At 53.9% G+C, this 11,663-nt stretch carries 14 protein-coding genes and 1 pseudogene; 10 read left to right on the top strand and 5 right to left on the bottom strand.

The features are described from left to right. The first annotated feature begins 139 nt into the window (after nt 1-139). The 7 genes from HNR62_RS15745 to HNR62_RS15715 all read left to right on the top strand — a co-directional run bounded on the left by HNR62_RS15745 (nt 140) and on the right by HNR62_RS15715 (nt 6,388). A complete protein-coding gene (locus HNR62_RS15745; RefSeq protein WP_239552876.1) occupies nt 140-1,243 on the top strand; it encodes an FUSC family protein in 1,104 nt (367 codons plus the stop codon). 528 nt (nt 1,244-1,771) lie between these two features. Beyond that, the gene (napF, locus tag HNR62_RS15740) at nt 1,772-2,284 is read left to right on the top strand and encodes a ferredoxin-type protein NapF (RefSeq protein WP_204797029.1); all 513 of its coding nucleotides are present in this window, start codon (nt 1,772-1,774) and stop codon (nt 2,282-2,284) included. Next, nucleotides 2,271-2,561 (top strand): chaperone NapD, encoded by a 291-nt coding sequence (locus HNR62_RS15735; protein ID WP_204797028.1) that lies wholly within the window; start codon nt 2,271-2,273, stop codon nt 2,559-2,561. Before napF ends, HNR62_RS15735 begins: the two co-directional genes overlap by 14 nt. Before the next feature lie 10 nt (nt 2,562-2,571). Next, nucleotides 2,572-5,064, top strand: coding sequence for a periplasmic nitrate reductase subunit alpha (napA, locus tag HNR62_RS15730; RefSeq protein WP_204797027.1), 2,493 nt, complete (start codon nt 2,572-2,574; stop codon nt 5,062-5,064). Between the two features lie 68 nt (nt 5,065-5,132). Further along, a complete protein-coding gene (locus HNR62_RS15725; protein WP_239552875.1) occupies nt 5,133-5,615 on the top strand; it encodes a nitrate reductase cytochrome c-type subunit in 483 nt (160 codons plus the stop codon). 29 nt (nt 5,616-5,644) lie between these two features. After that, complete coding sequence (locus tag HNR62_RS15720; protein ID WP_204797026.1) at nt 5,645-6,220, top strand: NapC/NirT family cytochrome c; 576 nt, start codon at nt 5,645-5,647, stop codon at nt 6,218-6,220. 30 nt (nt 6,221-6,250) lie between these two features. Beyond that, nucleotides 6,251-6,388 (top strand): TIGR02808 family protein, encoded by a 138-nt coding sequence (locus tag HNR62_RS15715; RefSeq protein WP_204797025.1) that lies wholly within the window; start codon nt 6,251-6,253, stop codon nt 6,386-6,388. A gap of 161 nt (nt 6,389-6,549) precedes the next feature. Here the strand turns inward: HNR62_RS15715 and HNR62_RS15710 are convergent, their stop codons facing one another. Next, nucleotides 6,550-6,789, bottom strand: coding sequence for a hypothetical protein (locus tag HNR62_RS15710; RefSeq protein ID WP_204797024.1), 240 nt, complete (start codon nt 6,787-6,789; stop codon nt 6,550-6,552). Nucleotides 6,790-6,950: 161 nt separating this feature from the next. On the opposite strand from HNR62_RS15710, the gene HNR62_RS15705 reads away from it, so the two are divergent. Beyond that, nucleotides 6,951-7,919: an IS1595 family transposase gene (locus HNR62_RS15705; protein WP_204797023.1), complete on the top strand. Its 969-nt coding sequence runs from the start codon at nt 6,951-6,953 to the stop codon at nt 7,917-7,919. Here the strand turns inward: HNR62_RS15705 and HNR62_RS15700 are convergent. Then, complete coding sequence (locus HNR62_RS15700; RefSeq protein ID WP_204797022.1) at nt 7,898-8,158, bottom strand: hypothetical protein; 261 nt, start codon at nt 8,156-8,158, stop codon at nt 7,898-7,900. The two genes, HNR62_RS15705 and HNR62_RS15700, sit on opposite strands and share 22 nt — an antisense overlap. Nucleotides 8,159-8,372: 214 nt before the next feature. Here HNR62_RS15700 and HNR62_RS15695 point away from each other — a divergent pair, with 214 nt between their 5' ends. Then, the gene (locus tag HNR62_RS15695; protein WP_204797021.1) at nt 8,373-9,299 is read left to right on the top strand and encodes a metallophosphoesterase; all 927 of its coding nucleotides are present in this window, start codon (nt 8,373-8,375) and stop codon (nt 9,297-9,299) included. Nucleotides 9,300-9,381: 82 nt separating this feature from the next. Further along, a complete protein-coding gene (locus HNR62_RS15690) occupies nt 9,382-9,873 on the top strand; it encodes a YqiA/YcfP family alpha/beta fold hydrolase (RefSeq protein WP_204797020.1) in 492 nt (163 codons plus the stop codon). Nucleotides 9,874-9,882: 9 nt separating this feature from the next. Here the strand turns inward: HNR62_RS15690 and HNR62_RS15685 are convergent, their stop codons facing one another. The 3 genes and pseudogenes from HNR62_RS15685 to HNR62_RS15675 form a co-directional block, all read right to left on the bottom strand. Then, nucleotides 9,883-10,131, bottom strand: coding sequence for a hypothetical protein (locus HNR62_RS15685; RefSeq protein ID WP_204797019.1), 249 nt, complete (start codon nt 10,129-10,131; stop codon nt 9,883-9,885). Beyond that, the gene (locus HNR62_RS15680) at nt 10,128-10,511 is read right to left on the bottom strand and encodes a hypothetical protein (protein WP_204797018.1); all 384 of its coding nucleotides are present in this window, start codon (nt 10,509-10,511) and stop codon (nt 10,128-10,130) included. The genes HNR62_RS15685 and HNR62_RS15680 overlap by 4 nt, the downstream gene beginning before the upstream one ends. A gap of 84 nt (nt 10,512-10,595) precedes the next feature. Continuing rightward, nucleotides 10,596-11,567 (bottom strand): annotated as a pseudogene (locus HNR62_RS15675) (ISAs1 family transposase); the annotation flags it as partial. Nucleotides 11,568-11,663: the final 96 nt, after the last annotated feature.

The following is an 11,663-nucleotide window of genomic DNA, read 5'->3' as shown; positions in this document are numbered from 1 at the left end:
ATCATGAGCTGCCGTGCCGTCGAGTTTGGTTCAAAGACGGGTAGTCTACCCGCGAGGCCGCGCCAGCTCTAGCTCATATGAGGGGATGGCTAAGGATCTGTAGGCGTGTTTGTTTTACGAGGAAGAAAATCGAGCCATTATGACAAACTCCAACAGAGTCATGTCCTTCGGACAGAAAATAGCGCAGGACATCAGGCTGATGCTGGTGTTCAACAAAAGCAACAGACCCTGGCATTTCCCCCTGATTGCCAGTCTGTGCGTGGGCCTGCCGGTGTTGCTGGGTGCCTATTTCGGCCGGTTCGATTACGGCATCCTGGCATGTATGGGGGGACTCGTCATTCTGTATTTGCCGCAGGCGCCGGTGGCCCGGCGCATGGTGACCATGGTGGTGTGCTCGTTCGGCTTTACCGTCTGTTTTACCCTGGGCGTGCTGGCGAGTTTTAATCCCTGGTTTTCTGCCCTGATGCTGGGGGTGACCACCTTGTTGATCACCCTGATTTGCCGCTACTGGGCGTTACCGCCCCCCGGGCGGTTTTTCTTTATCATGATTGCCTCGGTGGCGAGTACCTTGCCCTTTGATTTGTCACAGGTTCCGACCCAGGTGGGTCTGATGGCATTGGGCGGTATGCTGGCCTGCATGCTGGCATTTGGCTACAGCCTGCTGGTGCCGGCCGAGGCCCAGCCGGCACCAGCGATAAGCGCCATTGAACGGCATATTTTGGTGATAATGCTGGAGTCGGCGATCTTCGGTGTGTTTGTCGGCGGCTCTTTTCTGCTGGCCCACCTGCTGGGGCTGGACAATCCCTACTGGGTGCCGATTTCCTGCGCGGCCATCATGCAGGGCAACAGTTTTAAAATGGTGTGGCACCGGCAGATCCACAGGATCGCCGGTACCGCCATCGGCATGGGGCTGGCCTGGGTCATCTTTGCCCTGTCGCTCGAGCCCTTGCAACTGGCGGTGGTGATTATTCTGCTCAACTTTATCATCGAGTCGCTGGTGGTGCGCAACTACGGGATGGCGGTGATCTTCATTACGCCGCTGACGGTGCTGCTCGCCGAGGTGGCGGCGCATACGCTCTCGCCCGAGCAACTGGTACTGACCCGCATGTTCGATATTATTCTGGGCAGCGTGATTGGGCTTGTTGGCGGCTGGGTGCTGCATCATCCCAGACTGCTCGACTATGCCCGGCGACGGGCTCAACGGACAACAGCGACGAAAAACGGCATCGACCGCCCGCGATAAAATCCAGGTGGTATCGGTTACACCAGGCCGAGGATAAGTAATCTTGCGTAACAGGTGTGGATACAAGGGTTGGTTTGCCTTTATCGTCACCCTCGCGAAGGCGGGGGTCCAGTGTCTTTACAGGTGAACCGCAGTCTGAAAATTCTGCGCTACAGGCCCTGGATTCCCACCTTCGTGGGAATGACGACTGAACCACTCCTGTTATGCGGTATTACTTATGACAACCCGCGCTTAATAACCTAAGGCTGGCAAAACCAGCCTTGTTTTTCCGCCCTGGGGTTGGAACCAGATATCGGGCCGGCTCCAACAGATATCTCTTGCCCAATCGGCATTGCCTTGTCACTTCCGGGCATTAATTAAAGCAAAGTAAATTGATCCAAATCAAACCCATCTCTTAAATACCTCTTTGTCGATATTCAGGCTTGGCTATTAAAACCACAATGAATTAGGGTGGGTAATCGCCTGAATTTCAATGCCTGGCTTCGGCGACATTTTCGACGGCAATTTCGACAGGGTGGTTGAGTTGGTATGTCATATTCTCGGATTAATCTTTCCCGGCGGCAGCTTTTTACTCGTCAAAGCCTCACGGACGCGCCCTCGCTGCCATGGGTGAAGGAAGCGCAATTTACCGACTTGTGTACCCAGTGTGGTGAATGCATAAAGCAGTGCCCCATCCATATTATCCGCCCTTCCGACGGCGGTTTCCCCCGTGTTGATTTCGAGCTTGGCGAATGCACCTTTTGTTATCTATGTGCAGAGGCGTGTCCCGAGCCCTTGTTTATGCCAAAAACCGAGCCGGCCTGGCACGCCAGGGCAGTGATTGAAGAGGGCTGCCTGGCTCAACAAAACATCGATTGCCGCAGCTGCGGCGACTGCTGCGAGCCCTTTGCCATTCGCTTCAAACTGGCGGTGGGTGCGGTCGCTCAGCCCCAAATAGACATGGCCGCCTGCACCGGCTGTGGTGCCTGTGTGGCTGTGTGTCCCACCTCTGCTATCAGCATTAAAAACCGTCTACAAGAGAGCGCCGATGTCACTGAATGAAGTTCATATATCCAGTCTGGTGGTGCATGCGGTGCCACAACAGCTGGCCACCGTTAAACGGCAGATAGCGTCTTTTGACGGTGCGGAAATTTATGGCGAAAGCGAAGCCGGAAAACTGGTGGTGGTAATCGAAACCCGGAATCAAGGCTATATTACCGACACCATAGACGCGATAAACCAGCTCGAACACGTATTGAGTGCCGTACTGGTGTTTCATCAAATAGAGCAAGACCTCAGTGATGAAGCCGGTATCGCAGACAAGAACACGGAAGTGTGAGGAACAAGCCATGAAAATAACCAGACGTGCCTTTGTAAAGGCCAATGCGGCCGCCTCTGCTGCGGCCGTGGCCGGAATAACGCTGCCGGTGTCGGCCACCAACCTGATCGTCAGCTCGGATGAAACCGCCATTAAATGGGACAAGGCCCCGTGCCGCTTTTGTGGCACCGGCTGCTCCGTGCTGGTCGGCACCCAGGATGGCCGCGTGGTGGCCACCCAGGGCGATCCGGAAGCGCCCGTCAACAAGGGGCTGAACTGCATCAAAGGCTATTTTCTGTCGAAAATCATGTACGGAAAAGACCGCTTGACCACGCCCCTGCTTCGCATGACGAACGGCCGGTTCGATAAAAACGGCGACTTCGCTCCCGTCTCCTGGGAGCAGGCCTTCGATGTGATGGCGGAAAAGTTCAAGCAGGCCCTCAAGGAAAAAGGCCCCACCAGTGTGGGCATGTTCGGTTCGGGTCAGTGGACCGTGATGGAAGGTTACGCGGCCTCCAAACTGATGAAGGCGGGTTTTCGTTCCAACAACCTGGATCCCAACGCCCGCCATTGCATGGCCTCTGCCGTGGCCGGCTTTATGCGTACCTTTGGCATTGATGAGCCCATGGGCTGTTATGACGACTTCGAGCACGCCGATGCCTTCGTGCTGTGGGGCTCGAACATGGCCGAAATGCACCCCATACTCTGGACCCGCATTACCGACCGCCGCCTGAGCCACGCCCACGTTAAGGTGAACGTGCTGTCAACCTATTACCATCGCAGCTTTGAACTGGCCGACAGCGGCATGATCTTTCACCCCCAGTCGGATCTGGCCATTGCCAACTTTATCGCCAACTACATCATCGAGAACGATGCGGTTAACTGGGACTTTGTTGACAAGCACACCCACTTCAAACAGGCCACCACCGACATAGGTTATGGCCTGCGTGACGATGATCCCTTGCAGCTGGCCGCGAAAAACCCCAACTCGGGGGCCATGTCGGATATTTCCTTTGAGGAATACAAGGCCTCCGTTGCGCCCTACACGGTAGAAAAGGCGGCGGAGATGTCCGGCGTGTTACCGGAAGACCTGATTGCCCTGGCCAAACAATACGCGGACCCCAAGACCAAGGTCATGTCGCTGTGGACCATGGGCATGAACCAGCATACCCGTGGCGTCTGGATGCAGAGCCTGGTGTACAACCTGCACCTGCTCACCGGAAAAATCTCCGAGCCGGGCAACAGCCCCTTCTCGTTGACCGGTCAGCCTTCGGCCTGTGGCACGGCCCGTGAAGTGGGCACATTCTCCCATCGGCTGCCGGCGGACTTGCTGGTTGCCAACCCGGAGCACCGCAAAATAGCGGAAAAAATCTGGCGGCTGCCGGAAGGTACCATACCGCCAAAGCCGGGCTTTCATGCGGTGCAGCAAGACCGCATGCTCAAAGACGGCGTATTGAATGCCTACTGGGTGATGTGTAACAACAACATGCAGGCGGGTCCCAACATCAACGAAGAACGCTTGCCGGGTTACCGCCATCCCGACAACTTCATTGTGTGTTCCGACCCCTACCCAACGGTGACCGCCCAGGCCGCCGATCTGATCCTGCCCACCGCCATGTGGGTGGAGAAAGAGGGGGCCTATGGCAATGCCGAGCGTCGTACCCAGGTGTGGTATCAGCAGGTGTCGCCGGTACAAGGAGCCAGATCCGATCTCTGGCAAATCATGGAATTCGCCAAGCGCTTCAACATCGAAGAAGTGTGGGATGAATCCCTGATGGCCAAGGCGCCGGAGCTCAGGGGCAAGACCCTGTACGACATACTGTTTGCCAACGGCAAGGTGGATAAATTCCCCCTGTCCGAAGCACAGGAGCTGAACGACGATGCCCGGGATGCCGGCTTCTACGTACAAAAAGGCCTGTTTGAAGAATATGCCGAGTTTGGGCGTGGGCACGGCCACGATCTGGCCCCCTACGATGTGTATCACCAGGTGCGAGGCCTGCGCTGGCCGGTGGTGGATGGCAAGGAAACCCTGTGGCGCTTCAACCCCGAATATGACCCCTATGCCAAGCGTGAAGGCCGGGACTTCTACGGCCAGCCCGATGGCAAGGCGCTGATTATTTCGGCCCCCTATGAAGCACCACCGGAAGTGCCCAATGAGGAATACGACTTATGGCTCTGTACCGGCCGGGTGCTGGAGCACTGGCATACCGGCACCATGACCCGTAGGGTGCCCGAGCTTTACAAGGCGGTGCCGGATGCCCACTGCTATCTTCACCCGGATGATGCCGAGGCGCGCAACCTGCGCCGGGGTGACGAGGTGCTTATTCAGTCGCCCCGCGGCGAAGTGCGTGCCCGTGTGGAAACCCGTGGCCGTAACCGTCCGCCCCAGGGCCTGGTGTTTGTTCCCTTCTTTGATGCCCGCATTCTGGTCAACAAGTTGATTCTGGATGCCACGGATCCGCTCTCCAAACAGACGGACTACAAGAAATGTCCGGTAAAAATCACCCGGATCGCGAGCGTATAACCTCATTACCGGCCATCACCCAATGCAGTCTGTGGCATTGGGTGATCCAAAAGGAATCGGAGCAGGATATGAAAAAAACAGTCATGGCATGGGTCGCAGCAGGGGCGCTGCTGTTCGGTGCGGTACAGGCAGAAGATGCAAACGACATTTACACCCGGGCCGACAGCAACCCGGGCGGCATTGGCGGCGTGAGCTCGTTACGTGGCCTGAGCGAACTTGAAGCCACGCGGCCGGCGGACGACTTCAAGCGATTTCCCAGGGATCACCAGCTGGACAGCAGCTATGTGTATCAGCCTCCGCTGATCCCCCATACCATTCGCAACTATGAAGTGTCCTTAAACGCCAACAAGTGCCTTTCCTGTCATAGCTGGAAAAACGCCAAGGAAATGGGTGCCACCAAAATCAGTGTGACTCACTACATGAATCGCCAGGAACAGGTGCTGTCGGATGTGTCGCCGCGTCGCTACTTCTGTTTGCAGTGTCATGTGCCCCAGGCAGACGCCAAACCTTTGGTGGACAACAACTTCCAGAGCGTCGATTCATTGCGGTAACAAAACGAGACTTGAGAGTGAGAGCCTTGATGAAATTATTAAAAAGATTCTGGAAACGGTTATCCACGCCCAGCAAGGCCGCGGCAGGGGTGGTCTTGCTGATGGGCTTTATCGGTGGCCTGCTGTTCTGGGGTGCCTTCAACACCGGCATGGAAGCCACCAATACCGAGCAGTTCTGTTCCGGCTGTCACGCCCCCATTGTGAAAGAGATCCGTGAAACCATTCATTACTCCAACCGGTCGGGGGTGCGTGCCATCTGTTCCGACTGCCACGTTCCCCATAACTGGACCGACAAGATAGTGCGCAAGGTACAGGCATCCAAAGAGCTGGCCTTTCACTTTATCGGCACCATAGACACGGACGAAAAGTTCAGGGAACGTCGCGGGCATCTGGCCCATCGCGAGTGGCAGCGCATGAAGGAAAACAACTCGCAGGAGTGCCGCAACTGTCACCAGTTCGACTATATGGACTTCTCGGAGCAGGGCCCGCGTGCGGTAAGGCAGCACTCTACCGCCCTGGCCGGTGGCGACAAAACCTGTGTGGACTGCCACAAGGGCATAGCCCACAAACTACCGGACATGAAAGACGTGGAAGGCTGGCAATAAGCCTGGAACGAGCAGAAGGGAGGGAAAGCGATGAGCACCTTGGAATACGTTATATGGCATATACTGGGCTACGCCGCCATGCCCGTGATTATTCTGGCCGGATTTATTGCCGTCGCGGTGGTGTGCATCGGCATTTTATCCGTGACCAAAGACAAGCAGCTTGATTAAGGCGAGTCGAGATTAAAATCTGCCTGTGAGTTCGGGCTGAAAGCAAAAAAGCGGGGAGGGCGACCTTCCCGCTTTTTGTTGATGTAATTTTTATACTGAATATATTTTTTCTATTATCTTCCCTATTTACTTAAGGGGTGAAGGTGAGACTGAGAAATTGGTTAAGTCCACTGGCTGAATATTGCATCCCAATTATTCAAGTGCTGACTGAAGTCTCTTTCTTGAGGTATTTTTTCACCTTGAAAAATGAGATCGTCTGTTTGTTTTTTGTTTAGCCCCCTGGTTTCCCAGCATTTATGATCAGATGTTACCCAGAGATATGTTTGCAGTGATTTTGCTGTTGGGTGTATTTTATCTAGTCTTTCGATAAGCTGCTGTGGAGTTAAAATGATATACTGCATATTTTTGTCATTAAATGTGTGCAGCACGAAAACCCAGTAGTCTGCAGGTGAATTTAGAATCTTTTCTCTTTTTAGTGTCCACCAGCCACAAGATTTTAGGCTATGTTTGAGTTAATCGTTGAAAGCTATACTTGAATCAGTCACCTCGTGGAGGCTGAGAGATGAAAAGTGCAGATTTCGCCCAACTTAAACGTCACCTGACTGCTCTCCAACCCCGGCAGCGGCATGAACTACTGATGCTGCTTCAGCAACCAGACTCGTTTCCTAAGCTCATTGCCCGGCTAGAAGAGCTAACCGCTTCACACCCAACTTGCCCTCATTGCCACGATGATGCTCCCTACAAGTTGGGAAGCATGAACGGCAGACAGCGTTACCGCTGTCGGGCTTGTAGGAAGACATTTACCTCTCTGACCGGCACACCACTTGCCCGGCTTAGAATGGCTGAGCGGTGGTTGGCATATGCGGAGCTGATGATGGCGTCCATGACCCTTCGCAGCGCTGCCAAAAAGTGTCAGATAAATCTGGGGACATCATTCAGGTGGCGACACCGCTTTCTGCAGCTGGTTGATTATCTTAAATCTTCTGAGCTGGGTGGTATCGTCGAAGCCGATGAAACGCTAATACGCGAATCCTTCAAAGGTAAACGGAACCTCAGTAAGCGAAAGCCTCGCCGCCGTGGTAGCGATAAGAAAAACGTCAAGTGGGTCAAAGTGATGGTACTGCGCGACCGCAACCATAACGAAGCCGACTTTGTCATGAAGCGCTTCACGCTCAGAAAACTGGAACGTTGCCTGCTGCCGCGATTACGATCTGGCGCTGTGCTCTGTAGCGATGGTCATCTGAACTATGAGGCGCTGGCAGCCAAACATCACTTGCTTCACAAACCGGTTAACAGCAGTGCCGGCCAGCGGGTCCGTGAAGAGATATTTCATATCCAGGGTGTGAATGCTTATCACAGCCGGCTGAAGCAGTGGATGGTGCGTTTTCATGGTGTCGCCACCAAGTACCTTCACCGTTACCTTGGTTGGTTCAGGTGGTTTGAGCAGACCAAGAAGTCTGATGCTCAACCCATTGATTTCATATGGCAATGTGCGGTTCAGCCGCGCTTTCAACAACTAAAGCGAACATAGCCAGATTTTAACTGGCTTTGGTATTCTTTCCTGCCATTTGTTATGAGAAAATCCTTTGAGAATTTCACTTGTAAAGATGTCGTTTTTTTATTGTTTTTATCCGTTATAAGAAGATCTACCCCGGTATCCTTGGATGGAATCCATACATTAATTTTATCTCCATTAGGATCTGTCATGGCTTGCTCTATATGAGATCCAACAAGGTATTCACCAGCATGAATTGTAAATAAAGGTTGCATTTTGTTTTATTTTTCCTTTTATAGTGTATGGGAGTGATATATGAAATTCAGGAATTCAGGAATTCAGGAATTCAGGAATTCAGGAATTCATAAGTCTGAACATATTTTACTGTTAAAGATAGTTCTAGGCAGTTAATGAAACGTGGACGACACTGGTGTCGCCCGGTACGGCCAAAATGAGCCGGAAACGTTACCTGTAATTGAAGGAGTAAAAATGTATGATCTGATTGGTGATATCCATGGCCACGCAGATGAACTCAAAGCCCTGCTGACGAAAATGGGTTACCGGCAGGAGCAGGAATGCTGGCGACATTCACAGCGCCAGGTGATTTTTCTCGGGGATTTTGTTGATCGCGGGCCACGGCAGGTGGAAACCGTGGCCATTGCCCGGGCCATGGTGGAGCAGGGGCGAGCGCTGGCAGTAATGGGCAATCACGAGTTTAATGCCGTGGCCTGGGCTATACCTCACACGCAGCGACCGGGAAACTATCTGCGCCCTCACAATACCAAAAACCGCAGTCAGCATCGTGCCTACCTTGAGCAGGTGGGTGAAGGCAGTCCCCTGCATCGGGAGCATATTGCCTGGTTCAAAACCTTGCCGCTCTACCTGGAACTGCCTGGGCTACGAGTGGTGCATGCCTGCTGGCATCCACAGCATATGGCGGTACTCGCACCCTGGCTGGAGAGGCAGGGCTGCATGCTGCCCGATGCATGGGTGACACTGACTATCCCAGGAACGGCGGCGTTTGCAGCGGCGGAAACCCTGCTCAAGGGGCTGGAGATTGAGCTGCCGGAGGGGCGTCTGTTTCATGACAAGGACAACCATCCGCGCCGCCATATTCGTACCCGCTGGTGGAGCAACCAGGCACGAACCTACCGAGATCTGGCCCTGGTGCCGGCGGAAATGATGGAGCGCATTCCTCACGAATCGGTACCGGTGGGTATATTGCCCGGATACGATGGTCAAAAGCCGCTGTTTGTAGGGCATTACTGGCTGAATGGCACACCGGCTCCGTTGACCGAACATATCGCCTGTCTTGACTACAGCGTGGCCGCCAAGCACAGTGGCAAACTCTGCGCCTACCGCTGGCAGGGTGAGCACAGGCTGCAGGCGGAGCATTTTTGCTGGGTAGAGCGGTAAGGGGATAGTATTCCGGGTCCAGGTGGGGATTGGCTACGTCCGCTGCATCACTCAGTATTTTTTGATAAAAAGAGAGCACATCATGATCCTGTTTTTTCACGGTCTGGACTCTGACAACGAGACCACCAAGTTCACTGCCATCAGCCACTCGAACAAGTTCTGCAAAAGGGTAGATTACCGCCGACAAAGTCATGAAGACATCAGCCGATTTTACGATGGTCTGATAACCCAGTACAAGCCAGCCCTGTTGGTGGGACACAGCTTGGGTGGCTACTGGGCACTGATGAAGTCAGATCAGCACAGCCTGCCTTGTGTGCTGGTTAACCCTCAGTTTTATCCTTCCTTTCGGTCCGATTATTCGGATCTTGACCCGGCGAACTGTGATCCGGCTATTCCCCGTTTTGTGTACCTGGAGATGGGAGATGAGGTGCTGGATATCGAGCGTATTTATCATGCGCTGAAAGGCCGGGTGAGCAGGCTGGAGGCTGTGCTCGGCGGCCATCACCGGGTAGCAAATCTCGATAGGATGGATGAGCTGGTCACGCTGGCATTGGCTGATATAGTCGGTCGCTGAGCAATCCATTCAGCAAAGCGGCTCCAGTGCGTGTAGCGTGCGCCGAATCTCATCACGCCTTGTCAGCTCGACACCAAAGGCATCGGTAAGAGCCCGTTTTACCGCGTGTCCCAGCTGTTCGCCGCTGGCAAGGCCATGGGAAATGTCGGCGGCAATAGCGTCATACTCGTCGAAGCAGTCGTTTTCCCTACAGCAGGTATTCATTGGATCGGCATCAAACAGGAGCCGGGAAATTTGCTTGGCATCGGGTGTGTTCATCGTGGCTTCCGTGTGGTTTTGGTCGTGTTAGACTGCCTAGCGGAGGCGGTTGTTTTAAATGATGCCGTGCCTGCCTCCTGATCCACAATTATCCAGTCACAGGGCAGGGTGGTTCCGAACATATCCACAATGCATAGCTCTCGCCACCGGGTAGGCTTACGGCCGCCGTAGTGAGCCTTGAATCCAAGTTCTTTCCAGCGTTCGAGCAACAGCATCATATCCATGCCGTTCATGGCGCCCAAGCGAAACAGGTGCTCGTCATGCCAAGAGCCGGGGCAGTTCTCATAATCCCGCCGGCACTGTGCCCAACCGCCGGGGTAGTTTTTTTCAATCAGGTGAATGGGCACGATAAAGTTCAGCATTTCCAGTGCAATCGCCATTGATCAGTCTCCAGAGTATTGTCGGTTCAGGGAATGTATAAATCCACTCCAGGGAGCAGTACGACAGGGCGAGAGCACGTATGTTTACTTTTTACCCAATGACGCCATTCCGGCAATGATCACCTGCTCCAGATAGGCACTGTTCATGCTCGCCATCTTTTGTTTCCGTCGAATGCTAGCCTTTCTTGAGGTTTCAGATCGTAGCATGTTCAGACCTATGTGGCGGAAGCCAGCGAGGATTTCTGCTGCATTTTCACGATAAATGGGGCAAGCATCCTCCTTCATTGCCACATCCAGTACCCAATGCAGGCTATTTTCAATGCCCCAGTGACCACGAACAGCAGCTGCAAACTGCGCTGTATCCAACTCCGCCGAGCTGATGTAGTAACGGTACGCCAGAGATGACTTGCCTGATTTATCGTGGCGATAACCAATAGCGACGCCCAGTGTCTTCATGCCAGTCCACTCGGGAAACTCCTCACGCAGCGTATCAGCTGGCAGCACATGGTACTCCCGAGCTTCGGTGCGGCCGTGTCCCTGTTCGATGATGACATTTTCCGGGTGGCTCCCTGCACTGTGTACCGGGCGCAGCTCACGCTGAACGGCTTGGTGCAGCAGCGCTTGGTTATCTTTAACTGCAAGCAGGTAGTCTCCACCTTGGCTGATGATGCTGTCCGCAATCTTGGTCTGGCATCCCATGGCATCAATGGAAACCAGGCAGCCATTGATATCCAACAAACTTAACAGCGCGGGGATGGCCGTGATTTCATTGGATTTTTCCTCGGTTTTCAGCTGACCCATGACCACCTTGTTATCGACCGCAAAGGCGCTGACCATGTGGATGGCTGAACGCCTGTCCTCACGGTTATATGAGCCCCGTAAGGTCTTGCCGTCAATGGCAATAAGCTCACTGCCTGTACGCTCATTGACCGACTGTGCCCAATGAATAAAGCACTGTTGGAACTCGGCCGGGTCAAGGGCAGAGATGATGCGGGCGATGGTGTCATGTACCGGCAGGCCATTGGGAAACAAGCCTTTACCCTGAAACCAGTCGAGGTCATCCCTTTACCCATAAGTCCCTGAGTGAGTATCATCACGCCACTGAATAACAGACATAGCGGCGGGTGACATGACAAGTTGGGTTGAGCAGGA

Source organism: Oceanisphaera litoralis (assembly GCF_016907015.1).
In the GTDB taxonomy this organism is placed as follows: Bacteria; Pseudomonadota; Gammaproteobacteria; order Enterobacterales; family Aeromonadaceae; genus Oceanimonas; species Oceanimonas litoralis.
This window is presented reverse-complemented; position numbering and strand designations above follow the sequence as displayed.

What these genes read in the sequence shown, in the direction of transcription:
- HNR62_RS15720 (WP_204797026.1), top strand. Translation starts at nt 5,645, where the DNA reads ATGAAATTATTAAAAAGATTCTGGAAACGGTTATCCACGCCCAGCAAG.
- HNR62_RS15690 (WP_204797020.1), top strand. Translation starts at nt 9,382, where the DNA reads ATGATCCTGTTTTTTCACGGTCTGGACTCTGACAACGAGACCACCAAG.
- napF (WP_204797029.1), top strand. Translation starts at nt 1,772, where the DNA reads ATGTCATATTCTCGGATTAATCTTTCCCGGCGGCAGCTTTTTACTCGT.
- HNR62_RS15735 (WP_204797028.1), top strand. Translation starts at nt 2,271, where the DNA reads ATGTCACTGAATGAAGTTCATATATCCAGTCTGGTGGTGCATGCGGTG.
- HNR62_RS15745 (WP_239552876.1), top strand. Translation starts at nt 140, where the DNA reads ATGACAAACTCCAACAGAGTCATGTCCTTCGGACAGAAAATAGCGCAG.
- HNR62_RS15710 (WP_204797024.1), bottom strand. Translation starts at nt 6,789, where the DNA reads ATGCAGTATATCATTTTAACTCCACAGCAGCTTATCGAAAGACTAGAT.
- HNR62_RS15685 (WP_204797019.1), bottom strand. Translation starts at nt 10,131, where the DNA reads ATGAACACACCCGATGCCAAGCAAATTTCCCGGCTCCTGTTTGATGCC.
- HNR62_RS15715 (WP_204797025.1), top strand. Translation starts at nt 6,251, where the DNA reads ATGAGCACCTTGGAATACGTTATATGGCATATACTGGGCTACGCCGCC.
- HNR62_RS15695 (WP_204797021.1), top strand. Translation starts at nt 8,373, where the DNA reads ATGTATGATCTGATTGGTGATATCCATGGCCACGCAGATGAACTCAAA.
- HNR62_RS15680 (WP_204797018.1), bottom strand. Translation starts at nt 10,511, where the DNA reads ATGGCGATTGCACTGGAAATGCTGAACTTTATCGTGCCCATTCACCTG.
- napA (WP_204797027.1), top strand. Translation starts at nt 2,572, where the DNA reads ATGAAAATAACCAGACGTGCCTTTGTAAAGGCCAATGCGGCCGCCTCT.
- HNR62_RS15700 (WP_204797022.1), bottom strand. Translation starts at nt 8,158, where the DNA reads ATGCAACCTTTATTTACAATTCATGCTGGTGAATACCTTGTTGGATCT.
- HNR62_RS15725 (WP_239552875.1), top strand. Translation starts at nt 5,133, where the DNA reads ATGAAAAAAACAGTCATGGCATGGGTCGCAGCAGGGGCGCTGCTGTTC.
- HNR62_RS15705 (WP_204797023.1), top strand. Translation starts at nt 6,951, where the DNA reads ATGAAAAGTGCAGATTTCGCCCAACTTAAACGTCACCTGACTGCTCTC.